The organism is Streptomyces sp. NPDC013457 (genome assembly GCF_043089925.1).
In the GTDB taxonomy this organism is placed as follows: Bacteria; Actinomycetota; Actinomycetes; order Streptomycetales; family Streptomycetaceae; genus Streptomyces.
In genome coordinates this window covers 278,822-303,034 of sequence record NZ_JBICBL010000005.1, presented here as the reverse complement: position 1 = coordinate 303,034, position 24,213 = coordinate 278,822, and the positions used below count along the sequence as shown (strand labels likewise).

Here is a 24,213-nt window from a genome sequence, read left to right as displayed (position 1 = left end):
GGGTCCTAGTACGACGAGCCGCTCGCGCCCAGCGAACCCGTCGGGTGCCAGACGGTCTTCGTCTCCAGGAAGGCCGTCATCCGCTCCGTGCCCGGGGACTCCGTGAAGTCCACCGCGCGCGGGCGCAGGACGCGCTTCAGGTTGTCCGCCGCCGCGACCTCCAGCTCACGGGCCAGGTCCGCGTCCGCGCCCGTCAGGTCGATCGCGTTGACGTCCTGGTGGGCCGCCAGATGCGGGCCCATCTCCGCGGCCTTGCCGGACAGGATGTTCACGACACCGCCCGGCAGGTCGGAGGTGGCCAGCACCTCGCCGAGCGAGAGCGCCGGCAGCGGCGCCTTCTCCGAGGCGATCACCACGACGGTGTTGCCCGTCGCGATCACCGGGGCGATCACCGAGATCAGCCCGAGGAACGACGAGTCCTGCGGGGCCACGACCGTCACGACGCCCGTCGGCTCCGGGGTCGACAGGTTGAAGTACGGGCCCGCCACCGGGTTCGCCCCGCCCACGATCTGGGCGATCTTGTCGGTCCAGCCCGCGTACCAGACCCAGCGGTCGACGGCGGCGTCGACGACCGCGGCCGCCTTGGACTTCGACAGGCCCTCCGCGTCCGCGACCTCGGCCGCGAACTGGTCCCGGCGGCCCTCCAGCATCTCGGCGATGCGGTAGAGGATCTGGCCGCGGTTGTACGCCGTCGCGCCCGACCAGCCGCCGAACGCCTTGCGCGCGGCGACGACCGCGTCACGGGCGTCCTTGCGGGAGGAGAGGGGGGCGTTGGCCAGCCACCTGCCCTTGCTGTCCTGCACTTCGTACACCCGGCCGCTCTCGGAACGCGGGAACTTCCCGCCCACGTACAGCTTGTAGGTCTTGAAGACGGAAAGACGGTCAGACATCGAGGTACGCCTCCAGGCCGTGGCGACCGCCCTCGCGGCCGAAGCCCGACTCCTTGTAGCCGCCGAAGGGCGAGGTCGGGTCGAACTTGTTGAACGTGTTGGCCCAGACGACACCCGCGCGGAGCTTGTTGGCCACGGCCAGGATCCGCGAGCCCTTCTCCGTCCAGATGCCGGCCGACAGGCCGTACTGGCTGTTGTTGGCCTTGGCGACGGCCTCGTCCGGCGTACGGAAGCTCAGCACCGACAGGACCGGGCCGAAGATCTCGTCGCGGGCGATGGTGTGCGCCTGCGTGACGCCCGTGAAGAGCGTCGGGGCGAACCAGTAGCCGGCGGCCGGGATCTCGCACGCGGCGGTCCAGCGCTCGGCGCCCTCGGCCTCGCCGCGGTCCACCAGGGAGGTGATGCGGGCGAGCTGCTCGGACGAGTTGATGGCACCGATGTCGGTGTTCTTGTCGAGCGGGTCGCCGAGACGGAGCGTGGAGAGCCGGCGCTTCAGGCTGTCGAGCAGCTCGTCCTGGACCGACTCCTGGACCAGCAGGCGCGAGCCCGCGCAGCAGACCTGGCCCTGGTTGAAGAAGATGCCGTTGACGATGCCCTCGACGGCCTGGTCGATCGGCGCGTCGTCGAAGACGATGTTCGCGCCCTTGCCGCCCAGCTCCAGGGTCACCTTCTTGTGCGTACCGGCGACGGAGCGGGCGATCGACTTGCCGACCGCGGTCGAACCGGTGAAGGCGACCTTGTTCACGTCCGGGTGCTCGACGAGCGCGGCGCCCGTGTCCCCGTAACCGGGAAGGATGTTGACGACACCCTTCGGCAGCCCGGCCTGGCGGCAGATGTCCGCGAAGAACAGGGCGGAGAGCGGGGTCGTCTCGGCGGGCTTCAGGACGACCGTGTTGCCGGTCGCCAGCGCCGGGGCGATCTTCCACGCCAGCATGAGCAGCGGGAAGTTCCACGGGATGACCTGGCCGGCCACGCCGAGCGGGCGGGGGTTCGCGCCGTAGCCCGCGTGGTCGAGCTTGTCCGCCCAGCCCGCGTAGTAGAAGAAGTGCGCGGCGACCAGGGGAAGGTCCGCGTCGCGCGTCTCCTTGATCGGCTTGCCGTTGTCCAGGGTCTCCAGGACGGCCAGCTCACGGCTGCGCTCCTGGATGATCCGGGCGATCCGGAAGAGGTACTTGGCGCGCTCGGAGCCGGGCAGCGCCGACCACTTCTCGAACGCCTTCCGCGCCGCCTTCACCGCGCGGTCCACGTCCTCGGCGCCCGCCTGGGCGACCTCGGCGAGGACCTCCTCGGTGGAGGGGGAGACGGTCTTGAAGACCTTGCCGTCGGCGGCCTCGACGAACTCGCCGTCGATGAACAGGCCGTAGGAGGGGGCGATGTCGACGACGGACCGGGACTCGGGCGCCGGTGCGTACTCGAATGCAGATGCCATGATGATCAGTCCACCGTCACGTAATCGGGGCCGGAGTAGCGGCCGGTCGCCAGCTTCTGACGCTGCATGAGCAGGTCGTTGAGCAGGCTGGAGGCACCGAAGCGGAACCAGTGGTTGTCCAGCCAGTCCTCGCCGACGGTCTCGTTGACCAGGACCAGGAACTTGATGGCTTCCTTGGTGTTGCGGATGCCGCCGGCCGGCTTCACGCCGATCTGGACGCCGGTCTGCGCGCGGTAGTCCCGCACCGCCTCCAGCATCAGGAGCGTGTTGGCCGGGGTGGCGTTGACCGCGACCTTTCCGGTCGAGGTCTTGATGAAGTCGGCGCCCGCCATCATGCCGAGCCAGGAGGCGCGGCGGATGTTGTCGTACGTCGAGAGCTCACCGGTCTCGAAGATGACCTTCAGGCGGGCCTCGCCGGAGGCCTCCTTCACGGCTCGGATCTCTTCGAGGACCTTCATGTAGTTCCCGGCGAGGAACGCGCCCCGGTCGATCACCATGTCGATCTCGTCCGCCCCGGCGGCGACGGCGTCGCGGGTGTCCGCCAGCTTCACGGCGAGCGCGGCGCGGCCGGCCGGGAAGGCGGTGGCGACGGAGGCGACCTTGACGGCGGAGCCCTTCAGGGCGGCCTTGGCGGTGGCCACCATGTCGGGGTAGACGCAGACCGCGGCGGTCGTCGGGGTCGTACGGTCGGTCGGATCGGGGTTGACGGCCTTGGCGGCGAGCGCCCGGACCTTGCCCGGGGTGTCCGCGCCTTCGAGCGTCGTCAGGTCGATCATGGAAATGGCCAGGTCAATGGCGTAGGCCTTGGCCGTGGTCTTGATCGAGCGGGTGCCGAGGGACGCGGCGCGCGCCTCCAGGCCGACGGCGTCGACGCCGGGCAGCCCGTGGAGGAAGCGGCGCAGCGCACTGTCGGACGCGGTCACGTCGGCGAAAGCAGGTGCTGCGGATGCAGTGGTGGGCATGGTCACCAGTCGAGCATATCTACGCGCGTAGCGGCCTGTACAGCCCCCGGGTTCCGGAAGGGGATTCGTGGCCGCTGTCACACCGCCGTGACATGGAGCGGACAAGTCCTCGATACAAGATCACTAACGTTCTTCCTGCAGCCAGCCAGAACTCACCGGCCCCACCCGAACGAGATGTCAGCGGCATGCGGCTCTTTCCCACCCGACCTGTACTGATTCACAGGAGTCGTTATGCGCACCGCCCTTCGTACCGCCGTCGTCACCGCCCTCCTCGCGGGCGTCGCCGTCACCCCGGCCCTCACCGCCGGTGCCGCCTTCGCCGCCGACGCGAAGCCGAAGCAGGCTCCCGGGCCCGCGGCCGAGGCGAAGCCCGACATCGACGTGAAGCCCGCCATCGACGACGCCGGCACTCTCGTCCGTACCGAGACCCTCACCGACGGCACCATCGCCAAGATCTACAAGATCGGCGAGCACTACCACCGTGCCGAGCTGTTCATCGACGGTCACAAGGTCGGCGCCTTCGAAACCGCCAACCGCCCGGTGGCCGGAAACAACAACGGCGCCTTCTTCGTCCTCTACGCGGACGGCCGCACCCTGGACTGGACCGGCAATTACCTCCCCGGCGCTGACCTCGGCACGTACGAACTGGCCGACGGCACCCGCATCGAGCTGGGCAGGGCGAAGGACGGGCGCTACGGCCTCCAGCTGATCGAGAACGGCAAGGGCCGCGGCTTCATGTACCTCTACGCGGACCGCTCGGTCTGGTCGTACGGCAAGGCCGTGGTCGTCCTGGAGAGCGACGGTGGAATGGCCGCGTACATCTCCGGCTCGAAGGTCCAGGCGGCCCCGAAGCCCGTGAAGAACGAGACCCCGGCGCCGGAGCCGACGCCCACCCCGACCGAGGAGGAGTCGGAGTGGCTCGGCGAGTTCTCGGGCTGGCAGGTCCTGGGGCACGGCTACAAGGGGATCGCGCACAGGAAGGGCGGTGACATCACGGCGAAGATCTTCAAGGGGGAGAAGGAGGTCGGCCGGCTGTCCGTCGACCAGGAGGGCAAGACCTTCGACAAGCGGGTCTTCGGCTCTGAGATCGAGGTGACGCTCTCCTGGAACGGAGAACTGCGCGCGGACTGGCTCGCCGACCGACAGCAGGGCAAGACGACGCAGACCACGCAGACCACCACGACCAGGCAGACCACCGTCGTCCCGCAGGGCGGCGTCGCCGCCGGGGCCGACCTGGACACCCGCACCGACCACACCGCGCTGTTCGCGGCCGGCGCGGGCGCCTCCCTGGCCGCCGCGGGCCTCGGCTTCCTCGCCCTCCGCCGCCGCACCGCGGGCGCCCGCGGCTGACCGCCGTACCACGCCTCCCCAGACCTGCCACTGACCCGAGCAGGAGCACCACCCCACCCCCGGCCGGCCGTCGCACCCACACCCCGTGCGACGGCCGGCCGCACCCCGTTCGGAGCCGCCCCGTGAACCGCCGCCGTACCACCCCCGCCCTCCTCGTCCTCGCCGCCCTGGCCGCCCTCACAGGCTGCGCCGGCGGCGGAGACGAGACCGCGGCGCACCCGCCCGCGCGCGTGACCGCGACCAGCACGCCCGCGCCGACGGCGTCCGTCGCACCGCTGCCACGCTCGGAGCCGGTCCGGGTCCGGGTGCCCGCCGCCGGCGTCGACACCGGGCCGACCGGCCCCGTCCTGCGCCTCGGCCTGGCGAAGGACGGCACGGTCGAGGTCCCCTCGGAGGCCGACGCGGAGCGCATCGGCTGGTACGACAAGGGCGTGACGCCCGGCGAGACCGGCCCCGCCGTCCTGATCGGCCACTTCGACACCGCCCGGGGCCCCGCCGTACTCAAGAACGTCGCCCGGGTCCGCGTCGGCGACGAGATCACCGTCGCCCGCGCCGACGGCACCGAGGCCGTCTTCCGCGTCCGCGAGCTGGAGCAGGTCGACAAGAAGGCCTTCCCGACGCGGAAGGTCTACGGGGACACGAAGCGGCCCGAGCTGCGACTGATCACCTGCGGCGGAGAGCTGGTCGACGGCCACCGCCCCGACAACATCATTCTCTACGCCGATCTGGTCACCCGAGCCGCCTGAGCCGGGGGTCGGGGGCTGAGGCAGAATCGGCTCCATGACGAGCCCCCAGCCGCCCGCCGAGCCGGCCTACGCCGACCGTGTCTTCCGTTCGCCCCTCGGGATCGCGGGCGGTGTCCTGCTGCTCGGTCTGACGCTCTGGTTCTGTGTCGACGCGATGATCAGGGGCGCGGGGCGCACCCCGTGGCTGGCGCTCGCGAGCCTGCTGCTCGTCGTGCCGCTCGTCGTGGCGTTCACGATCCGCCCCGCCGTGTACGCCAACGAGGACCGGCTGCGGATCCGCAACCCCTTCCGGTACATCACGCTGCCCTGGGCCTCCGTCGCGGACGTCCGGGCCGGATACTCCAGCGAGGCGATCACCCAGGACGGCGGCAAGTACCAGCTCTGGTCCGTGCCCGTCTCGCTGCGGCAGCGCAAGCGCGCCGCCCGGCAGCAGGCGCGGGCCGCGCAGGAGGGTCCGCAGGGCCGTGCGGCGGCCGGCGACGTGGGGCGGCTGGCTCCGGCAGACCGGACGATCGCCGACCTGCGGGAGCTCGCCGAGCGCTGCGCGGGCCGTCCGGAGGCGCAGGGGGAGCCGCGCGTGCGCTGGGCGTACGAGATCATCGCGCCGGCGGTGGCGGGGCTGGTCCTGCTCGTCATCCTGCTCGCCACCGGCTGAGACCCCGTCACACGAGTCCGGGCCCCGGCCAGGGCCCCTGGGCCGGGAGTCCGTACGCACGGAGCTCATGGCGCGCCCGCCCACACCAGCAGCATGTACCCGCCGAACCACGCCGAGGAGAGCGCCGCCGCTCCGAGCACCAGGGCTGCGACGTGGCGGCGGGCGCGGCCGACCGCCAGGGCGAGCGGGAGCAGCAGCGGGAAGCCGGGCAGCAGGAACCGGGCGCGCGGGAAGTACACGCCCCCGCTGCCCAGCACCACCAGGAGCAGCACCCCCGAGAAGACCAGCAGCGGCAGCGGCTGCCGGTCGGCGACGCAGAGCGGGAACAGCACGGCGGCGGCCATCAGCACCAGCGAGACCACGACCAGGAAGAGCTGCGGGTCCTGGGCGTAGACGAGGTGTCTGCGCAGCTGTCGCAGCGTCAGCGAACCGCCGTCCCAGGTGTTGCTCCAGGCCTTCTGCACCGCGAAGTAGCCGTCCCAGCGCCCGAGCCGGAGCCCCACCCAGCCGACGTACCCCAGCCAGCCCAGCGGAGCGACGAGGGCGGCGACGAGCGCGGGCCGGCTGCCGTGCCGCGCAGCGAGCAGCCCGGCCACCGTCACCGCCGCGCCGACCGCGACCCCCGTCGGCCGGGTCAGCCCCGCCGCGACGGACAGCCCCGCCGCCCAGGCCCAGCGCCCGTCGAGGGCCGCGTACAGCGCCCAGGCGGCCAGCGCCGTGAACAGCGACTCCGTGTACCCCATCCACTGGACGACGGCGACCGGCAGCGCGCCCCACAGGACCGCGAGGACCGTGCCCACCCGGCGTCCGTACAGCCGGTCGCCGACCGCGAAGATCCCCCAGGCGGCGGCCACCGAGCAGAGCACCGCGAGGACCAGTCCGACGGAGGCGCGCGAGCCGGGGACGACCGCCGCCACCGCTCTGATCAGGGCCGGGTAGAGCGGGAAGAAGGCCGTCGTGCGGTCACCGGGGGGCTCCCCGGGACCCGGGGCGTAGCCGTGGTCCGCGATCCCGAGGTACCAGCGCGAGTCCCAGGACGTCGCCAGCGCCGGCCAGATCCCGTGCCCCCGCATGTGCGCCCACCGGCCCAGGACGAGCAGGCCCAGGAGCCTTACGGCCAGATAGCCGAGGAGCGCGGGGGCGGCGTGCCGCAGAGAGCCGCGCACCCGGTCCGGCAGCCCCTCGCCGGGCTGGGCCGGTGGCTTCCGGGAGGCGGGGACGGTCGGTCGGACGGTCAGGACCGGGGGCACGGGGGCGGCTCCAGGATGGCTCGGCGGGACACCGGGTCACCCTGGCCGCAGCCACCTGATCGCGGGACGCGCGTTGGGCCGACCGCCGTACCGATTTCACCCGTACGGGAGGGTCCGCCGAGGGAACGCGTGAGGCCCGTACGGAGCCGGTTCCGTACGGGCCTCACGGGAACCGCCGAAGGCGGCGGGGCGGCCGTTACAGGCCGGCCGCCTCCGACAGGTCGCGCTTGATCGCGGCGAGGATCTCGGCGCCCGTCGCGCGCGCCGCCGCCAGCTCGCTCGCGTCGGCGACCGGGACCACGACCTCCAGGTAGCACTTCAGCTTGGGCTCGGTGCCGGACGGGCGGACGATCACCCGGGCCTTGTAGTCGCCGTCCAGGTAGTACCGCAGACCGTCCGTCGGGGGCAGCGACTCCGTGCCCTTCGTCAGGTCCTCGGCCGTGGTGACCGTCAGACCCGCGAGCTGGACCGGCGGCCGCGAGCGCAGCGCGCTCATCGCGTCCGCGATGATGCTCAGGTCCTCGACCCGCACCGACAGCTGGTCCGTGGCGTGCAGCCCGTGGGCCACCGCCAGGTCGTCCAGCAGATCGGTCAGCGTTCGGTCCTGCTCCTTGAGCTCCGAGGCCAGCTCGGCGACGAGCAGCGCCGCCGTGATGCCGTCCTTGTCGCGGACGCCCTCGGGGTCGACGCAGTAGCCCAGCGCCTCCTCGTAGCCGTACCGCAGGCCCTCCACGCGGGCGATCCACTTGAAGCCGGTCAGCGTCTCCTCGTAGCCGACGCCCGCCGCCTCGGCGATCCGGCCGAGCAGCGAGGACGACACGATCGACTCGGCGAAGACGCTCTTCTTCCCGTTGCGCGAGACGCCCTTGTGCACCAGGTGCGCCGCGAGCAGCGCGCCCACCTCGTCGCCGCGCAGCATCCGCCAGCCGCCCTGGACCGCAGGGTCCGGCACGGCCACGGCGCAGCGGTCGGCGTCCGGGTCGTTGGCGATCACGATGTCGGGGTTCACGGCGCGGGCCGCCTCGAAGGCGAGGTCCATCGCGCCCGGCTCCTCCGGGTTGGGGAAGGCGACCGTCGGGAACGCCGGGTCCGGCTCGGCCTGCTCCGCGACGAGCGCGGGCGGCGGGAAGCCGGCGCGGGCGAAGGCGGCCGTGAGGACGTCCTTGCCGACGCCGTGCATGGCGGTGTAGACGGTGCGGACGCCCCGCGGGGAGCCCGGGGTCAGGACGGCGTCCGTACGGGCCAGGTAGGCCTCCAGGACCTCGTCGCCGAGGGTCTCCCAGCCGTCGGCCGCGCGGGGGACGTCGGCGAGCGAGCGCACCGCGTCGATCTCGGCGGCGATCCCGGCGTCGGCGGGCGGCACGATCTGCGAGCCGTCGCCGAGGTAGACCTTGTAGCCGTTGTCGCGCGGCGGGTTGTGGCTCGCGGTGACCTCGACACCGGCCACGGCGCCCAGATGCCTTATGGCGTACGCGAGGACGGGCGTCGGCAGCGGACGCGGGAGCAGGGCCGCGCGCAGCCCGGCACCGGTCATCACGGCGGCGGTGTCGCGCGCGAAGTCGGCCGACTTGTAGCGGGCGTCGTAGCCGATGACGACGAGCCCGCCGGTGTGGCCCTGGGCCTTCAGGTACGCGGCCAGACCGGCGGCGGCCCTGATGACGACCGCCCGGTTCATCCGCATCGGACCGGCGCCCAGCTCGCCGCGGAGGCCCGCGGTGCCGAACTGGAGCGTGCCGCCGAACCGGGCGGCGAGCTCGTCGGTCCCGCCGGCCTCGATGAGCTCGGCCAGCTCGTCGCGGGTCTCCGGGTCGGGGTCCTCCGCGAGCCATGCCTGGGCTCGGGCGAGGAGGTCGTCCTGCGTCACGGTGTGCCTTTCGGGGGTACGGGGGCGGGGGCGGTGGCGTGGGCCGGGGGCGCGGGTGGGCGGGGTGGGGACAGGCCGCTGCGCGGAGCCCTTCCCCACCCCGCCCCTTCCCGAACTGGGGGCGGGCCCCCAGACCCCCGTACGGCCTGCGGCCGTGTCGTCAAGCGCCGGCCGGGCCGGGCCGGGCCGGGCCGGGTCGTGTCGTCAGATGCGGTCGAGGACCCGCGTCAGGAGCTCGCCCATCCGGGCGGCCGAGTCGCGGCCCGCCTGGAGGACCTCTTCGTGGTTCAGCGGCTCACCCGAGAGGCCCGCCGCCAGATTGGTGACGAGGGAGATGCCCAGGACCTCGGCGCCCGCCTCGCGGGCCGCGATGGCCTCCAGGACGGTGGACATGCCGACCAGGTCGCCGCCCATGACGCGGACCATGTTGATCTCGGCCGGGGTCTCGTAGTGCGGCCCGGGGAACTGGACGTAGACACCCTCTTCGAGGGTCTCGTCGACCTCCTTGCACAGGGCGCGCAGCCGCGGCGAGTACAGGTCGGTGAGGTCCACGAAGTTCGCGCCGACGATCGGCGAGGCGGCCGTCAGGTTGATGTGGTCGCTGATCAGGACCGGCTGGCCGGGGCGCATGCCCTCGCGCAGACCGCCGCAGCCGTTCGTCAGGACGACGGTCTTGCAGCCGGCGGCGACGGCGGTGCGCACCCCGTGGGCGACGGAGGCGACGCCCCGGCCCTCGTAGAAGTGGGTGCGGCCCAGGAAGACCAGGACGTGCTTGGCGCCGATCTTGTACGAGCGGACCTTGCCGCCGTGTCCCTCGACGGCCGGCGGCGGGAAGCCGGGCAGCTCGGTCACGGGGAACTCGGCCTCCGGAGCGCCGAGCGCGTCGACGGCCGGCGCCCAGCCGGAGCCCATGACGAGCGCCACGTCGTGGTTCTCGATTCCGGTCAGCTCGCGAAGTCGCGTGGCTGCGGCCTCGGCGGCCTCGTACGGGGTGGCAGTTGCGTTCACTGACTCTCTCGCCTCGGGGAGGGGGGTCCGAGGGGAGCCCCGGACGGATTTCGTACCCGCAGAAGCGTAGCCCGAGAATTCCTACGCGCGTAGATGACAGTGCGGACGGACATGCGATCGTTGTCTTGTCGTTTCCGACAAACGGCGACCCGGGTCCGGGGTCTCGCGGTCCGTCCGGGCGCGCCGGAGACGCGTCAGCACGGACGCTTGCGCAGCTCCATCACGTAGTCGTGGGGGGCGCCCGCGGACTCCGCCGCGTCGGCGACCTCGCCCAGGTAGCGGGCCGAGGGCAGCCCGCCCTCGTAGGCGTTCAGGACGTAGACCCAGGCGGACTCGTCGCCGTCCAGGGTGTGCACGCGCACCCGCATCCGCCGGTAGATGTCGAGGCCGACGCCTTCCCAGCGGTCCATCGACTCCTCGTCCATCGGGGCGATGTCGTACAGCGCGACGAAGACCTGGGACCGCGGGGCCTCGACGATCGTGGCCAGCGCCCCCTCCCAGCCCATCTGCTCGCCGCCGAAGGTGAGCCGCCAGCCGTTCAGCCAGCCGGTGCCGCGCAGCGGGGAGTGCGGGGCGCGGCGGGTCATGAGCCGCGCGTCGAGGTTGCCGGCGTACGCGGCGTAGAGCGACATGGGGTCGAGGGTACGGGAGGGGAGCGGGTGTCCGTGGAAGTCGGTGACCGGGGCAGCGGCGGCGGCCGTACGGAGGCCCCGGGGAGAGACCACCGCCGGCGTACGGGACAATGGGGTACGCACTTGAAGCGTGCGGGACAATGGCGTACGCACTGCAGCCCAGCGGGGGACCCCCCGGCAGAACGAGAGCGCGAGGCGTAGATCCCAGTGACCCGGATCGTGATCATCGGCGGCGGACCCGGCGGATACGAGGCTGCCCTGGTGGGCGCCCAACTCGGCGCGGAGGTGACCGTCGTCGACTGCGACGGCCTGGGCGGCGCGTCCGTCCTGACCGACTGCGTCCCCTCCAAGACGCTCATCGCCACGGCCGAGGTGATGACCACGTTCGACTCCTCCTACGAGGAGCTGGGCATCATCGTCGCCGACGACACCCCCCACGTGGAGCAGGCCGCCCGCGTCGTGGGCGTCGACCTCGGCAAGGTCAACCGCCGGGTGAAGCGCCTCGCGCTCGCCCAGTCCCACGACATCACCGCCTCCGTCACCCGGGCCGGCGCCCGGGTGCTGCGCGGTCGCGGCCGGCTCTCCGGCCGTCAGGCGACGGACGGCTCGCGCCAGGTGATCGTCACCGCCGCCGACGGCTCCGAGGAGACGCTGACCGCCGACGCCGTGCTGATCGCGACCGGCGGCCACCCGCGCGAGCTGCCCGACGCCCAGCCCGACGGCGAGCGGATCCTCAACTGGACCCAGGTCTACGACCTCAAGGAGCTCCCCGAGGAGCTCATCGTGGTCGGCTCCGGTGTCACCGGCGCCGAGTTCGCCGGCGCCTACCAGGCGCTGGGCTCGCGCGTCACCCTGGTCTCCTCCCGTGACCGCGTGCTGCCCGGCGAGGACCCGGACGCCGCCGCCGTCCTGGAGGACGTCTTCCGCCGCCGCGGCATGAACGTCATGGCCCGCTCGCGCGCCGAGTCCGCCAAGCGGGTCGGCGACCGGGTCGAGGTCACCCTCTCCGACGGCCGGGTCATCTCCGGCACCCACTGTCTGATGGCTGTCGGCGCCATCCCGAACTCGGCCGGAATGGGACTGGAGGAGGCGGGGGTCCGGCTGAAGGACTCCGGGCACATCTGGACCGACAAGGTCTCCCGTACCTCGGCCCCCGGTGTGTACGCGGCCGGTGACGTCACCGGCGTCTTCGCCCTCGCCTCGGTGGCGGCGATGCAGGGCCGGATCGCGATGTACCACTTCCTCGGCGACGCGGTGACCCCCCTGAACCTGAAGACGGTCTCCTCGAACGTGTTCACCGACCCGGAGATCGCCACCGTCGGTTACACGCAGGCCGACGTGGACGCGGGCAAGATCGACGCCCGGGTCGTGAAGCTGCCGCTGCTGCGCAACCCGCGCGCGAAGATGCAGGGCATCCGGGACGGCTTCGTCAAGATCTTCTGCCGTCCGGGCACCGGGATCGTGGTCGGCGGCTGTGTCGTCGCCCCCCGGGCGAGCGAGCTGATCCATCCCATCTCGATCGCGGTCGACAACAATCTGACGGTCGAACAGATCGCAAACGCTTTCACGGTGTACCCCTCCCTGTCGGGCTCGATCGCGGAAGTGGCACGGCAGTTGCACACCCGAAAGGCGACGGGCGAGGGCTGATCAGCCCTCCCGCCTGGGGCGATCTGGACAACCCCCGGCAAGGCGGGGCATAGAACGATCAACGACGGGGCCTCCCATACCACTTGGAGGCCCCGTCTGTGCGCATCTTCTGCAATTCGGCGCATAGTGCTGAAAAGTTCCGGCCGGTCAGGTTACTGTCAGTTTCGTGTTCGCTGCAGAACGTCGTCAGTTGATCCTCGAAATGGTGCGCGCCAACGGAGCCGTGTCGCTCCGGGAGCTCGCCCGCGTCGTCCAGACCTCAGAAGTGACCGTACGGCGAGACGTGCGGGCCCTTGAGGCAGAAGGACTCCTCGACCGCCGGCACGGCGGTGCGGTACTGCCGGGCGGATTCACGCGAGAGTCCGGCTTCCCGCAGAAATCCCATCTCGCGACCGCGGAGAAGACGGCCATCGCCGACGTCGCCGCGAGCCTCGTCGAAGAAGGCGAGGCCATCGTCGTCGGCGCCGGGACCACCACGCAGGAGCTGGCGCGCCGGCTCGCCCGCGTGCCCGGCCTCACGGTGGTCACCAACTCCCTGCTCGTCGCCCAGGCGCTGGCCCATGCCAACCGGGTCGAGGTCGTCATGACCGGGGGCACGCTGCGTGGCTCCAACTACGCGCTGGTGGGCAGCGGGGCCGAGCAGTCCCTCCAGGGGCTGCGGGTCTCCCGGGCCTTCCTCTCCGGCAGCGGTCTGACGGCCGAGCGCGGTCTGTCCACGTCCAACATGCTCTCCGCGAGCGTGGACCGGGCACTGGTGCAGGCGGCCGCGGAGGTCGTGGTCCTGGCCGATCACACCAAGCTCGGCACCGACACCATGTTCCAGACGGTGCCGACGGACGTGATCACCCGACTGGTCACCGACGAGCCCCCGGCGCACGACGACCGGGCCGCGACGGAGCTCCAGGCGCTGGCCGACCAGGGCGTCCAGATCGCGGTGGCGGGCACCGGTGTGGCCGGTGACGCGGTCCCCCCGCCCGGACGCCCCCGCCGCGACGTCCCCCTCCCGGGGCAGCGGGGCCGCCATCCGGGCGCCCAACTCCGCAGCGCAGGAGGAGCGTTGACGAGTGAGGTGCTGGCTCCCGAGCGCGCGGCGCGGGTGGCCGACATGCGCAGGCGCTGAGACGCGATCCGGTGGCCCCTCCCCCAGGGGGCCCGGGTGGAGGCCCGCCCTCCGGCTCAGCGCTTCAGGCCCCGCAGGGTCAGGGCGAGCAGGCGGTCGGCCAACTCCTCGTCCTCCGGGGACTCCTCGGCGGCCAGGGCGATCGCGTTGGTGAGCTGCATCAGATCGCCGATCGACACGTCGTCGCGTACCGTGCCGGCCTCCTGGGCCCGTGACAGCAGGGTCTCGCCCGCCGCCCGCAGCGGTACACCGCACTGCGCGAGCGCCGAACGTGCGTCCCGCGAGCCCGACATGGCCGTCAACAGCGCCCGGGAGAGCCCGCGGTACTCACCCGCGTGAGTGATCAGGGAGCGCAGCCACTCCACGAGCGCCGGGCACGGTTCCTGGGCCTCCGCCAGCTCCCGGCCCCGCTGGAGCAGCGCCGCCAGGGCCTCCTGGAACACGGAGTTGATCAGCGCCTCGCGGGTGGGGAAGTGCCGGTAGAGCGTCCCGATACCGACCCCCGCACGGCGGGCGACGTCCTCCAGCGAGGCGTCCGTGCCGTGCTCGGCGAAGACGGCGCGGGCCTCGGTCAGCAGCCGCTCGTGGTTGCGGCGCGCGTCGGCACGCATGGTCCTCCCTCCGGATACGGGCGAAGGGCCCGCAGGCTGTGCGCCCGCGAGCCCTCCGTACCGTACCTGTGTCCAGGCTCCGTCACCGGTGCGGTGATCAGTCCTTGATCTCGCAGATCGGCGCGCCGGACGTCACCGAGGCACCGACCTCGGCCGACAGGCCCTTGATCGTGCCGGAGCGGTGCGCGTTGAGCGGCTGCTCCATCTTCATGGCCTCCAGGACGACGATCAGATCGCCCTCCTTGACCTCCTGGCCCTCCTCGACCGCCACCTTCACGATCGTGCCCTGCATCGGGGAGGCGAGGGTGTCGCCGGAGGCGGTCGGGCCGGACTTCTTCGCGGCGCGGCGCTTCGGCTTGGCGCCGGCGGCCAGACCCGTACGGGCCAGGGACATGCCGAGCGAGGACGGGAGGGAGACCTCCAGCCGCTTGCCGCCGACCTCGACGACGATGGTCTCGCGGCCGGACTCGTCCTCCTCCGCGTCGGCACCGGCCGGCGCGAAGGGCTTGATCTGGTTGTCGAACTCGGTCTCGATCCACCGGGTGTGGACCCGGAAGGGGTCCGCGGTGAACGCCGGGTCGACCACGACGGCCTGGTGGAACGGGATGGCGGTGGCCATGCCGTCGACCTTGAACTCCGCGAGCGCGCGGGCGGCGCGCTGGAGCGCCTGCTCGCGGGTGGCGCCGGTGACGATCAGCTTGGCCAGGAGCGAGTCCCAGGCGGGGCCGATGACCGAGCCGGACTCGACGCCGGCGTCCAGGCGGACACCGGGGCCGGTCGGCGGGTTGAAGGTGGTGACCGTGCCGGGCGCGGGGAGGAAGTTGCGGCCCGGGTCCTCGCCGTTGATACGGAACTCGAAGGAGTGACCCCTTATGGCCGGGTCGTCGTAGCCCAGCTCCTCGCCGTCGGCGATGCGGAACATCTCGCGTACGAGGTCGATGCCGGTGACCTCTTCGGTGACCGGGTGCTCGACCTGGAGACGGGTGTTGACCTCCAGGAAGGAGATCGTGCCGTCGAGGCCGACGAGGAACTCGACCGTGCCGGCGCCGACGTAGCCGGCCTCCTTCAGGATCGCCTTCGACGCCTTGTAGAGCTGGGCGTTCTGCTCCTCGGAGAGGAACGGCGCCGGGGCCTCCTCGACCAGCTTCTGGTGGCGGCGCTGGAGGGAGCAGTCACGGGTGGAGACGACGACCACGTTGCCGTGGGAGTCGGCCAGGCACTGGGTCTCGACGTGGCGGGGCTTGTCGAGGTAGCGCTCGACGAAGCACTCGCCGCGGCCGAACGCGGCGACGGCCTCGCGGACGGCGGAGTCGTAGAGCTCGGGGACCTCTTCGAGGGTGCGGGCCACCTTCAGACCGCGGCCGCCACCACCGAACGCGGCCTTGATCGCGATCGGGAGTCCGTGCTCCTCGGCGAAGGCGACGACCTCGTCCGCCCCGGAGACCGGGTCGGGGGTGCCGGCGACCAGGGGCGCGCCGGCGCGCTGCGCGATGTGGCGGGCGGCGACCTTGTCGCCGAGGTCGCGGATCGCCTGCGGCGGCGGACCGATCCAGGTCAGGCCGGCGTCGAGGACGGCCTGGGCGAATTCGGCGTTCTCGGAGAGGAAGCCGTACCCGGGGTGGATGGCGTCCGCGCCGGAGTCCTTCGCGGCCTGGAGCACCTTGGCCATGTCCAGATAGCTGGCGGCCGGGGTGTCACCGCCCAGGGCGAACGCCTCGTCGGCCGCGCGGACGTGCAGCGCGTCCCGGTCCGGCTCGGCGTAGACGGCTACGCTCGCGATCCCCGCATCCCGGCACGCCCGGGCGACGCGGACAGCGATTTCGCCACGGTTGGCGATGAGCACCTTGCGCACGATGGCTCCCTCCTTGAAAACAAGCTGAGTTTAGGGACTGCCGACACGTCTTTTCGACCCGTCCCCAGTGGTGAGCTTGCCCACACGGAGCGTGATACGAGGCGTTCGGGCTCGTGAAATCCCTTGTCGCACCACGGTACGCAGGGTTCCTCTACGGCACAGTAGCTCGCCTGTGTGGCACAGGTCTCTGTTCAAGCGATCAGTCGCTGATACGGATTCTTTGTGGAGTCCCTACGAATGGCCCAACGATTCTTTGCTGCGGCTTCGTCCGTCGCCGGCCCTTGTCCACGGGTTTACCCGGCAGTAGCCTTCGCGCAGTCGTACGTACTGTCGGTAACAGCCGTATACAGGGGGTGGCCGGAGTGGCCCGCAGACCGATAGCGCTCGTGACGGCGGGGGTGCTGTTCCTGGAGGCGCCGGGCATCGTCGCGCTCAACGCCGTCATGGCACGGTTCGTCGAGGCGCAGTCGATGTCCCTCGACGGCCTCGACCCGGACGCGATGGTCACCGGTACCTGGGTGCTCGGGATCGTCTCGGGCGTGTTGCTCGCCCTCTGCGCCACCGTCGCGCTGCTCGCCGGCGTCCGCGACAGGCGCCCCGGGCGCGCCGGCCGGGCCCTGCTCGTCGGCTGCGCCGTGGTGCACGGGCTGCTCGGCGCGGTGACGGTCGGTCTGATCGGCTGGGGCGCCTTCGCGTTCATGACCGTGGTGCTCGGCCTGGTCGTGCTGACCCTGGTGGCGTACGGGAAGGGCGTCGACGCCCCCGAGGGGGAGCCGGCGCCCGCGTAGCGCCCTCGGCGCTCAGTGCCAGAGGTCGGTGATGGAGACCCCGAGCTTGCCGAGCAGCCGCCGCAGCAGGGGAAGGGACAGGCCGATCACGTTGCCCGGGTCGCCGTCGATGCCGTCGATGAACGGCGCCGAGCGGCCGTCGAGGGTGAACGCGCCCGCCACGTGCAGCGGTTCGCCGCTCGCCACGTACGCGGCGACCTCGGCGTCGGTGGGCTCGCCGAAGCGGACCACGGTGGAGGCGGTCGCCGACTCGTAGCGCTTGGCGGCCGTGTCGTACACGCAGTGACCCGTCTGGAGGATGCCCACGCGGCCCCGCATGGCCTTCCAGCGGGCGGTGGCCTCCTCGGCGTCGGCGGGCTTGCCGAGGGCCTTGCCGTCCAGCTCCAGGACCGAGTCGCAGCCGATGACGAGCGCGCCGAAGACCTCGGGGCGGGCGGCCACGTGGGCGGCCTTGGCCTCGGCGAGCGCGAGGGCGAGTTCTGCGGGGGTCGGGGCGTGCACCTTGTCCTCGTCGACGCCGCTCACGATGACCTCGGGAGCGAGTCCGGCCTGCCGCAGCAGCCCGAGCCGGGCGGGGGAGGCGGAGGCGAGCACGACACGGCGGCGATCAGCAGTCATGGGCGAAGCGTAGCCAGTACGGGCGCCTCCCGACGTCCGGCGGCCCTTGGCGTACGGCCCGTGACCGGTCGTCAGTGGACGTTGACCACGAACATCGCCACCACCATCGCCAGGGCCAGCAGGATCGACGCGCGGCGCAGCATCGCCTGCATGTCGCGCATCTCCTCGGGCGGCTCGTTCTCCGGGTCGGACCACAGCATGTTCCGATCCTGCTCGCGCGAGGGCCGGGCCGCCTGAGTACCCGTACTCAGGCGAACCCGTGCCGACGAACTAGTCACGTGGTGGTGAACACCCCCGCGTGCGCCGCCGTCAGCGCCGCCAGGACCGCCCGCTCGGCGTCGTCCGGGCCGAGCGGCTCGCGGCTGATCATGAAGCGGTAGTAGAGCGGCGCCGAGACCGCGCGCAGCAGCTCCAGCGCGTCCGTCTCCGGCGGGACCTCGCCGCGCGACGCGCCCCGCTTGACCACCGGCGCCCACTCCTCGAGCCGGGCCCGGTAGAAGCCGTGCAGCGCCTCGGCGCACTCCTCGTCGCAGGCGGCGGCCGCGATGACCGCGCGAAACACGCCCCCCATCCGGGGGTCGGTGAGGGTCCTGGTGACGAGCGCGGCGTTGGCCCGCAGGTCCCCGGCCAGGCTTCCGGTGTCGGAGGCCGGCAGGGACTGCTCCGCCATGTCGCGCAGCAGGTCGGCGACGAGGCCGACGGGGGAGCCCCAGCGCCGGTAGACGGTCGTCTTGCCGACGCCCGCGCTCGCGGCGACGTGGTCCATGTTCAGCCCGTGGAAGCCCGTGGCGGCCAAGGCGTCCTCGGTCGCTTCGAGGACGGCCCGGCGCACCTTCGCGGTACGGCCCCCGGGACGCACGGTGCCGGGCACAGCCGGCTGGCTCTCGCTCAAACGGGTCTCCTGTTCCATTAACGCCTTCGAGTCTGCTACGGTTCGGGACATCCTAACGGAACCAGAAGCCCATTAAGGGGTCCGCTCATGGTTGCCACCGATGTCCGGCCTCAGGCCGACACCCCGCCCGTCACCCGTATGGACGGACGGATGCGGCTCGTCCTCCTCGTCCTCCTCGTCGCCCAGTTCATGCTGGCCGTCGACTTCTCGATCCTGAACGTCGCCCTGCCCGTCATGGGCGAAGGACTCGGCTTCTCCCTGGCCGGGCTCCAGTGGATCGCCACCGCCTTCGCCCTCGCCGCGGCCGGATTCACCCTCCTCTTCGGGCGCGTCGCGGACCTCGTGGGCCGCCGCCGCCTCTTCCTCGCGGGAATGGCGCTCCTCGGGCTCTCCTCGCTCGCGGGCGGCCTCGCCACCGACCCGGCCGTCCTGATGGCCGCGCGCGTCGCGCAGGGCCTCGCCACCGCCGCCGTCACCCCCGCCGGGCTCTCGCTGCTGACCTCCTCGTTCCCGGAGGGTCCCCTGCGGGCCAAGGCGCTCGGGCTCAACGGCGCGCTGATGTCGGCCGGCTTCACCACCGGGGCGATCCTCGGCGGCGTCCTGACCGATCTGCTCTCCTGGCGGTGGGCGTTCTTCATCAACGTTCCCGTCGCCCTCGCCGTCCTCCTCGTCGCCCCCGCCGTGCTCAAGGAGAGCCGTCCCGAGGTCCGCCCCCGCCTGGACGTCCCCGGCGCGATCACGGTCACCGGCGGTCTGCTGGCCCTCGTGTACGGCCTCACGACCGAGCCCCTGGCGCTCCCCGTCGGCGTCGCCCTCCTCGTCGCCTTCTGGTTCGTGGAGCGACGGGCCGCCTCGCCCCTCGTCCCCGTACGGATCCTCACCCGCCGCACCGTCGTCTGGGGCAACCTCGCCGGGCTCGTCGCCTTCGTCACCGAGACCTCGCTGGTCTTCCTGATGACGCTCTACCTCCAGGACGTCCTCGGCTTCTCGCCGCTCGCCGCCGGCCTGTCGTTCGGTGTGCTCGGCGCGGGCACGGTCCTCGGCGGAGTCCTCGCGTCGCGCTTCATCGGCCGGTACGGCTCCCGCGCCGCGCTCGTGGCCGGCGGGCTCCTCCAGGCGGCCGCCACGGTCTCCCTCTACGCCCTCGGCGACGACCGCGGCTGGCTCTGGCTGCTGCTCGCGGCCACGTTCACGGGCGGTGTCGGCAACATGCTCGCCATCGTCGGCTTCATGGTCACCGCCACATCGGGACTGCCCGACTCCGAGCAGGGCATGGCCACCGGCCTCGCCACCATGACCCAGCAGATCGGCATCACCATGGGCACGCCGATCATGAGCGCCATCGTGGTCACCTCCACCACGGTCCTCGACGGCATCGGCCTCGCGGTCCTCGTCAACGCCGCGATCGTGCTCGCGGGCGCGGTCCTCGCCGGACTCCTCCTCCGCCGCTCGTGACCTTCCCGCCCCGCGGTGCGGGTACGCGAAAGGCCGGACCCCCCGCACAAGGGGTCCGGCCTTCGGCGTACCGGTCTCGCTACGCGGGCCAGTAGGACCGCGCCCATGAGCGCGGCCCCGGCCGGGGGCGTACCGAACGGGCGATACGGGCCGGGTCCGACCAGCCCTCCGGGGCCACCGGGCCGCCGCCGTCCGCGGACGCCGCCGCGGTCGCCGCGGCCCGGGCCTGGACCACCGCCAGTGCGGCGGCCAGCTCCTCCGGCGTCGGGTTACCTCGTACGACCTTGATCATGTCGACTCCCAGAGGCCTAGAGGGGGATGTTGCCGTGCTTCTTCGGAGGCAGGGATTCCCGCTTCGTGCGGAGCTGACGCAGCCCCTTCACGATCTGCGGGCGGGTGTCCGACGGCATGATCACCCCGTCGATGTAGCCGCGCTCGGCCGCCGTGTACGGGTTGAGCAGCGTGTCCTCGTACTCCTGGATCAGCCGAGCCCGCTCGGCGTCCTGGTCCTCGGCCGCCGCGATGGTCCTGCGGTGCAGGATGTTCACCGCGCCCTGCGCGCCCATGACCGCGATCTGCGCGGTGGGCCACGCCAGGTTCAGGTCGGCGCCCAGGTGCTTGGAGCCCATGACGTCGTACGCGCCGCCGAACGCCTTGCGGGTGATGACGGTGATCAGCGGGACCGTCGCCTCGGCGTACGCGTAGATCAGCTTCGCGCCCCGGCGGATGATGCCGCCGTACTCCTGGTCGACACCGGGCAGGAAGCCCGGCACGTCGACGAAGGTGAGGACCGGGATGTTGAAGGCGTCGCAGGTGCGGACGAAGCGCGCGGCCTTCTCGCTCGCGTCGATGTCCAGACAGCCGGCGAACTGCATCGGCTGGTTGGCGACGATACCGACCGGGAAGCCCTCGACGCGGCCGAAGCCGGTCAGGATGTTCGGCGCGAACAGGGCCTGGGTCTCCAGGAACTCGCCGTCGTCGACGACGTGTTCGATGACGGTGTGCATGTCGTACGGCTGGTTCGCGGAGTCCGGGATCAGGACGTCCAGCTCGCGGTCCTCGTCCGAGGGCTCCGTGTCGGCGACCTCCGGGAAGGCCGGCGGCTCCGACAGGTTGTTCGAAGGGAGGTACGACAGCAGGGACTTGACGTACTCGATCGCGTCCTTCTCGTCGCCCGCCATGTGGTGCGCGACACCGGACGTGGTGTTGTGCGTGCGCGCACCGCCCAGCTCCTCGAAGCCCACGTCCTCGCCGGTGACCGTCTTGATGACGTCGGGTCCGGTGATGAACATGTGCGAGGTCTGGTCGACCATGACCGTGAAGTCGGTGATCGCCGGGGAGTAGACCGCGCCGCCGGCGCACGGGCCGACGACCAGGCTGATCTGCGGGATCACGCCGGAGGCGTGGGTGTTGCGGCGGAAGATCTCGCCGTACATGCCGAGGGCCATGACGCCCTCCTGGATCCGCGCGCCGCCCGAGTCGTTGATCCCGACCACCGGGCAGCCGGTCTTCAGCGCGAAGTCCATCACCTTCATGATCTTCTGGCCGAAGACCTCGCCGAGCGCGCCGCCGAAGACCGTGAAGTCCTGCGAGAACACGGCGACCGGGCGCCCGTCGACGGTGCCGTAGCCGGTGACCACGCCGTCGCCGTACGGCCGGGTCTTCTCCAGGCCGAAGTTGGTCGACCGGTGCCGGGCCAGCTCGTCGAGCTCCACGAAGGAGCCCTCGTCGAGCAGGAGCGCGATCCGCTCGCGCGCGGTCAGTTTGCCCTTCGCGTGCTGCTTCTCCACCGCCCGCTCGGAGCCGGCGTGGGTCGCCTCGTCAATGCGGCGCTGCAGATCCGCGATCTTGCCCGCGGTCGTGTGAATGTCGATTTCTTGCGGCTCTACCGACTCGGACATCGGGATGCGGCTCCCTGCCTGGTCACGGGGGTTCGTTGGGTACGAATGGGCTACTGCCCGGCTACTGATCCGTAGGGTATCGACGCCGATACGGTTCGGCACTGCGGTCTTTGCCACACCTAGTCTGGCTTGCATGACGTCCTCCGATGCCTCAGGAGCCCGGTGGTCCGACCTGGACCGGCCCCCGCTCAACGCCGCCGCGCTGCGCCGCGCGCTCGTCCACTCCGACGGTCTGTGGACCTCGCTCGACCTCGTCACCACGACCGGCTCCACCAACACCGACCTGGCCGCGCGCGCGGACGAGCTGCCCGAGGGCGCGGTGCTCGTCGCCGAGGAGCAGACCTCGGGGCGCGGCCGCCTCGACCGGGACTGGGTGTCACCGCCGCGGGCCGGGCTCTTCTTCTCCGTCCTGTTCAAGCCGGACGTGCCGGTGCACCGCTGGGGCTGGCTCCCGCTGCTCGCCGGCGTCGCCGCGTCGACCGGGCTCGCGAAGGCCGCCGGCGTGGACCTTTCCCTCAAGTGGCCGAACGACCTGCTGGTTTCGGTCGGGGGCGAGGAGCGGAAGACCGGCGGGATCCTCGCCGAGCGGGCCGGCGCGGACGGCATCGTCGTCGGCATCGGCGTCAACGTGACGCTCAAGGAGGACGAGCTGCCGGTGCCCGGCGCGGGTTCCCTGCTCCTCGCGAACGCGATCTCGACGGACCGGGACACGCTGCTGCGGGCGGTCCTGCGGTCGCTGGAGCAGCGGTACGGGGAGTGGGTGCGGGCGGACGGCGACCCCGAGGCGTCCGGGCTCCAGGCGGCGTACACGACGGGCTGCTCGACCCTGGGCCGCCACATCAGGGCCGACCTCCCGGGCGAGCGGATGCTGGAGGGCGAGGCGGTGGCCCTGGACGGCGACGGGCGCCTGGTGGTCGAGACGGAGGGCGGCGGCACGGAGGCGGTCGCGGCGGGCGACATCGTCCACGTCCGGGCCGCTCCCTGACGTCCGGGTGCGTCACCCCGAGGCCCTGCGGCCCCGGCCCCGCGCCCGCGGGGCCGGGGCGCGGCGAGGGGGCCCGTGCACGACGGCCCGCCGACGGCGCCGGGGCCGTGGAGTGTGCACGAGCTGCCCGGCGACGGCGCCGGGGCCCTGGGTTGTGCCCACCCTCCCCCGGACTCCGTCCGGGAGGACCCCCGTCCCGGCGGGACGAACGCCCGCAACGGGGGTCGAGGGTGGGTGACGCCTCCGTGGGCCGAACGCGTGCACCGGATGTACGCCGAGGGCGTGAGCTGGCACACACCTGTCGTATCGTGGAGCGCGATCCATGGCGACAGATCGGCAGGGCAGTGGGCAGGGAACGGGCAGGAGGCGGCCGGTGACCGTCGACGACGCGCACAACGGCGGCGAGGCCGAGCCACCGGCGTACCCGACCCCGCACCACCATGTCGACCACACGGCCGAGCCGACCGACGATCCCCTGGCGATCCGCCTCGAACAGCTCATCCTCGGCGCGGACCGCCGCTACACCCCCTTCCAGGCGGCCCGCACCGCCGGCGTCTCCATGGAGCTGGCCTCCCGCTTCTGGCGCGCCATGGGCTTCGCCGACATCGGTCAGGCCAAGGCGCTCACCGAGGCCGACGTCCTCGCCCTGCGCCGCCTCGCCGGTCTCGTCGAGGCCGGGCTGCTCAGCGAGCCGATGGCCGTCCAGGTCGCCCGGTCCACCGGACAGACCACCGCCCGGCTCGCCGAGTGGCAGATCGACTCGTTCCTGGAGGGCCTCACCGAGCCGCCCGAGCCCGGAATGACCCGGACCGAGGTCACGTACCCCCTGGTCGAGCTGCTCCTGCCCGAGCTGGAGGAGTTCCTGATCTACGTCTGGCGCCGCCAGCTCGCCGCCGCCACCGGCCGCGTCGTACAGGCCGCGGACGACGAGGAGATGGTCGACCGCCGGCTCGCCGTCGGCTTCGCCGACCTCGTCGGGTTCACCCGGCTGACCCGCCGCCTGGAGGAGGAGGAGCTCGGCGAGCTCGTCGAGGCCTTCGAGACCACCTGCGCCGACCTCGTCGCCGCCCACGGCGGCCGCCTCATCAAGACCCTCGGTGACGAGGTGCTCTACGCCGCCGACGACGCCGGAACCGCCGCCGAGATCGCGCTGCGGCTGATCGAGACGCTCAGCCACGACGAGACGATGCCCGCCCTCCGCGTCGGCATCGCCTTCGGCACGGTGACGACCCGGATGGGCGACGTCTTCGGTACGACCGTGAACCTCGCCAGCCGGCTCACCTCGATAGCGCCCAAGGACACCGTCCTGGTCGACGGGGCGCTCGCCGAGGAGCTGACCAGGACCGGCGACGCGCCCGTCTCCGAGACGCAGGCCGCCGAGGAGACCGCCCGCGCCGAGAAGGAGGGCGAGCAGCCTCCGACGTACCGCTTCGCGCTCCAGCCCATGTGGCAGCGGCCCGTGCGCGGTCTCGGCGTCGTGGAGCCCTGGCACCTGACCCGTCGCCCCACCTAGGATCCGGTGAACAGTCGTTAACAGGCGTTAACCGGGAGGGTGCGG

The 24,213-nt window shown here is 72.2% G+C and carries 23 protein-coding genes; 9 read left to right on the top strand and 14 right to left on the bottom strand.

The genetic code is table 11. From position 1 onward, the window contains the following. Window positions 1-5 precede the first annotated feature (5 nt). Genes ACF1G2_RS15885 through deoC form a run of 3 tightly spaced genes read right to left on the bottom strand, consistent with a single transcriptional unit; the run spans window position 6 to window position 3,281 of the window. Window positions 6-890, bottom strand: coding sequence for an aldehyde dehydrogenase family protein (locus tag ACF1G2_RS15885; protein WP_391798823.1), 885 nt, complete (start codon window positions 888-890; stop codon window positions 6-8). Beyond that, window positions 883-2,319, bottom strand: coding sequence for an aldehyde dehydrogenase family protein (locus ACF1G2_RS15880; RefSeq protein WP_391798822.1), 1,437 nt, complete (start codon window positions 2,317-2,319; stop codon window positions 883-885). The genes ACF1G2_RS15885 and ACF1G2_RS15880 overlap by 8 nt, the downstream gene beginning before the upstream one ends. 5 nt (window positions 2,320-2,324) lie before the next feature. After that, entirely contained in the window at window positions 2,325-3,281 is a 957-nt protein-coding gene (gene deoC / locus ACF1G2_RS15875) for a deoxyribose-phosphate aldolase (protein ID WP_391798821.1), read from the bottom strand. 231 nt (window positions 3,282-3,512) lie between these two features. On the opposite strand from deoC, the gene ACF1G2_RS15870 reads away from it, so the two are divergent. The 3 genes from ACF1G2_RS15870 to ACF1G2_RS15860 all read left to right on the top strand — a co-directional run bounded on the left by ACF1G2_RS15870 (window position 3,513) and on the right by ACF1G2_RS15860 (window position 6,032). Further along, window positions 3,513-4,631, top strand: a complete 1,119-nt coding sequence (locus tag ACF1G2_RS15870; protein WP_391798820.1) for a hypothetical protein — start codon at window positions 3,513-3,515, stop codon at window positions 4,629-4,631. A gap of 122 nt (window positions 4,632-4,753) precedes the next feature. Then, window positions 4,754-5,377, top strand: coding sequence for a class F sortase (locus ACF1G2_RS15865; protein WP_391798819.1), 624 nt, complete (start codon window positions 4,754-4,756; stop codon window positions 5,375-5,377). Window positions 5,378-5,411: 34 nt separating this feature from the next. Next, entirely contained in the window at window positions 5,412-6,032 is a 621-nt protein-coding gene (locus ACF1G2_RS15860; protein ID WP_391798818.1) for a PH domain-containing protein, read from the top strand. A gap of 65 nt (window positions 6,033-6,097) precedes the next feature. Here ACF1G2_RS15860 and ACF1G2_RS15855 read toward each other — a convergent pair whose 3' ends face one another. From ACF1G2_RS15855 to ACF1G2_RS15840, 4 genes are all read right to left on the bottom strand, one after another. Next, on the bottom strand, window positions 6,098-7,282 hold the full coding sequence (locus ACF1G2_RS15855; RefSeq protein WP_391798817.1) for a hypothetical protein: 1,185 nt from the start codon (window positions 7,280-7,282) through the stop codon (window positions 6,098-6,100). Window positions 7,283-7,478: 196 nt separating this feature from the next. Continuing rightward, the gene (locus ACF1G2_RS15850) at window positions 7,479-9,146 is read right to left on the bottom strand and encodes a phospho-sugar mutase (protein WP_391798816.1); all 1,668 of its coding nucleotides are present in this window, start codon (window positions 9,144-9,146) and stop codon (window positions 7,479-7,481) included. A gap of 204 nt (window positions 9,147-9,350) precedes the next feature. Beyond that, window positions 9,351-10,154, bottom strand: a complete 804-nt coding sequence (locus ACF1G2_RS15845; protein ID WP_352190155.1) for a purine-nucleoside phosphorylase — start codon at window positions 10,152-10,154, stop codon at window positions 9,351-9,353. 194 nt (window positions 10,155-10,348) lie between these two features. Next, on the bottom strand, window positions 10,349-10,786 hold the full coding sequence (locus tag ACF1G2_RS15840; protein ID WP_352190175.1) for a gamma-glutamylcyclotransferase: 438 nt from the start codon (window positions 10,784-10,786) through the stop codon (window positions 10,349-10,351). A gap of 207 nt (window positions 10,787-10,993) precedes the next feature. Here ACF1G2_RS15840 and ACF1G2_RS15835 point away from each other — a divergent pair, with 207 nt between their 5' ends. Both ACF1G2_RS15835 and ACF1G2_RS15830 read left to right on the top strand, forming a co-directional pair. Next, window positions 10,994-12,433, top strand: coding sequence for an NAD(P)H-quinone dehydrogenase (locus ACF1G2_RS15835; protein WP_391798815.1), 1,440 nt, complete (start codon window positions 10,994-10,996; stop codon window positions 12,431-12,433). Window positions 12,434-12,599: 166 nt separating this feature from the next. Continuing rightward, window positions 12,600-13,553, top strand: a complete 954-nt coding sequence (locus tag ACF1G2_RS15830; protein WP_391798814.1) for a DeoR/GlpR family DNA-binding transcription regulator — start codon at window positions 12,600-12,602, stop codon at window positions 13,551-13,553. Window positions 13,554-13,609: 56 nt separating this feature from the next. Here ACF1G2_RS15830 and ACF1G2_RS15825 read toward each other — a convergent pair whose 3' ends face one another. Together ACF1G2_RS15825 and ACF1G2_RS15820 are read right to left on the bottom strand one after the other, a co-directional pair. Beyond that, complete coding sequence (locus ACF1G2_RS15825) at window positions 13,610-14,164, bottom strand: TetR/AcrR family transcriptional regulator (RefSeq protein ID WP_391798813.1); 555 nt, start codon at window positions 14,162-14,164, stop codon at window positions 13,610-13,612. Between the two features lie 97 nt (window positions 14,165-14,261). Beyond that, window positions 14,262-16,016, bottom strand: coding sequence for an acetyl/propionyl/methylcrotonyl-CoA carboxylase subunit alpha (locus ACF1G2_RS15820; protein ID WP_391798812.1), 1,755 nt, complete (start codon window positions 16,014-16,016; stop codon window positions 14,262-14,264). Window positions 16,017-16,378: 362 nt separating this feature from the next. Between ACF1G2_RS15820 and ACF1G2_RS15815 the strand changes: the two genes are divergently transcribed. Next, complete coding sequence (locus ACF1G2_RS15815) at window positions 16,379-16,804, top strand: hypothetical protein (protein ID WP_391798811.1); 426 nt, start codon at window positions 16,379-16,381, stop codon at window positions 16,802-16,804. A 12-nt stretch (window positions 16,805-16,816) separates the two neighbouring features. Here ACF1G2_RS15815 and ACF1G2_RS15810 read toward each other — a convergent pair whose 3' ends face one another. From ACF1G2_RS15810 to ACF1G2_RS15800, 3 genes are all read right to left on the bottom strand, one after another. Then, window positions 16,817-17,422, bottom strand: coding sequence for a nucleoside triphosphate pyrophosphatase (locus tag ACF1G2_RS15810; RefSeq protein WP_352190149.1), 606 nt, complete (start codon window positions 17,420-17,422; stop codon window positions 16,817-16,819). A 71-nt stretch (window positions 17,423-17,493) separates the two neighbouring features. Continuing rightward, window positions 17,494-17,622: a morphogenic membrane protein MmpB gene (mmpB, locus tag ACF1G2_RS15805; RefSeq protein WP_391798810.1), complete on the bottom strand. Its 129-nt coding sequence runs from the start codon at window positions 17,620-17,622 to the stop codon at window positions 17,494-17,496. Window positions 17,623-17,696: 74 nt separating this feature from the next. Next, entirely contained in the window at window positions 17,697-18,332 is a 636-nt protein-coding gene (locus tag ACF1G2_RS15800) for a TetR/AcrR family transcriptional regulator (RefSeq protein ID WP_391798809.1), read from the bottom strand. A 69-nt stretch (window positions 18,333-18,401) separates the two neighbouring features. Between ACF1G2_RS15800 and ACF1G2_RS15795 the strand changes: the two genes are divergently transcribed. After that, complete coding sequence (locus tag ACF1G2_RS15795; RefSeq protein WP_391798808.1) at window positions 18,402-19,769, top strand: MFS transporter; 1,368 nt, start codon at window positions 18,402-18,404, stop codon at window positions 19,767-19,769. 79 nt (window positions 19,770-19,848) lie between these two features. Here ACF1G2_RS15795 and ACF1G2_RS15790 read toward each other — a convergent pair whose 3' ends face one another. Further along, on the bottom strand, window positions 19,849-20,061 hold the full coding sequence (locus ACF1G2_RS15790; protein WP_352190145.1) for an acyl-CoA carboxylase epsilon subunit: 213 nt from the start codon (window positions 20,059-20,061) through the stop codon (window positions 19,849-19,851). A gap of 16 nt (window positions 20,062-20,077) precedes the next feature. After that, complete coding sequence (locus ACF1G2_RS15785; RefSeq protein ID WP_391798807.1) at window positions 20,078-21,670, bottom strand: acyl-CoA carboxylase subunit beta; 1,593 nt, start codon at window positions 21,668-21,670, stop codon at window positions 20,078-20,080. Between the two features lie 133 nt (window positions 21,671-21,803). Between ACF1G2_RS15785 and ACF1G2_RS15780 the strand changes: the two genes are divergently transcribed. Together ACF1G2_RS15780 and ACF1G2_RS15775 are read left to right on the top strand one after the other, a co-directional pair. Further along, complete coding sequence (locus ACF1G2_RS15780) at window positions 21,804-22,655, top strand: biotin--[acetyl-CoA-carboxylase] ligase (RefSeq protein WP_391798806.1); 852 nt, start codon at window positions 21,804-21,806, stop codon at window positions 22,653-22,655. Between the two features lie 373 nt (window positions 22,656-23,028). After that, entirely contained in the window at window positions 23,029-24,168 is a 1,140-nt protein-coding gene (locus ACF1G2_RS15775; protein WP_352190142.1) for an adenylate/guanylate cyclase domain-containing protein, read from the top strand. Window positions 24,169-24,213 lie beyond the last annotated feature (45 nt).